Here is a 913-nt window from a genome sequence, read left to right as displayed (position 1 = left end):
CCAGCATCACACCATGCTCTTCAGCCCATTGCGCCAGAGTCAGTGAGATCAGTTCCGGCCCATTATCCATCCGCATCTTTAGCGGATATCCACGGTTTGCCACTATCCTGTCCAGCACACGGACGACGCGCTGCGCCGGGATATTCAGGTCAATTTCGATAGCCAGAGCCTCGCGGTTAAAATCATCCACGACGTTGAAAGTCCGAAAACGTCGGCCACATGTCAGTGCGTCGTGCATAAAATCGATGGACCAGCTCTGGTTCAGCGCCTCCGGCGTGGCCAGCGGAGCCGGATTGCGTACCGGCAGACGTTGTTTGCCCTTGCGACGAAAATTCAGTTTCAGCAGACAGTAAATACGGTGCACGCGTTTGTGGTTCCAGACGAGCCCTTGTCTACGAAGCACCTGAAAAAGCTTCTTAAATCCGTATCGCGGATAGCGTTCTGCCAGTTCAGTCAACGCCAGGATCACCGGTTCATCATGCCGGGTATCGGGCTGATAAAAATACACCGTCCTGCTCAGCGAAACTGTCCTGCATGCCTGGCGGATGCTCATGGAAAATTGTGCAGTCAGATAGCTGACAAGCTCCCGCTTTATCGCTGGTTTTAGAGCTTTTTTTCGATAACGTCCTTCAGCGCCCGGCATTCCAGACTCAGATCGGCAAACATCTGCTTCAGACGACGATTCTCGTCCTCAAGATCTTTGATTTTTTTAATATCAGCCGCTTCCATCCCGCCATATTTCGCCTTCCAGTTGTAGTAGCTGGCTTCGGAAATAGCGGCCTCGCGACACACATCTTTGACGGTGCGCCCGGCTTCGACAGACTTCAGAACGGCGATGATCTGGTGCTCGGTGAATCGGATCTTACGCATAGCGATCTCCACAGGTGACATAATCAGTATGTCGGAAGATCTC

1 pseudogene is annotated in these 913 nt (G+C 52.6%); it reads right to left on the bottom strand.

Annotation, left to right across the window (positions count from 1 at the left end):
- A pseudogene (locus M979_RS22210) lies at positions 1-870 on the bottom strand (IS3 family transposase); the annotation flags it as partial.
- Between the last annotated feature and the right edge of the window lie 43 nt (positions 871-913).

It is taken from the genome of Buttiauxella noackiae ATCC 51607 (assembly GCF_001654865.1).
Taxonomy (GTDB): domain Bacteria; phylum Pseudomonadota; class Gammaproteobacteria; order Enterobacterales; family Enterobacteriaceae; genus Buttiauxella; species Buttiauxella noackiae.
This window is presented reverse-complemented; position numbering and strand designations above follow the sequence as displayed.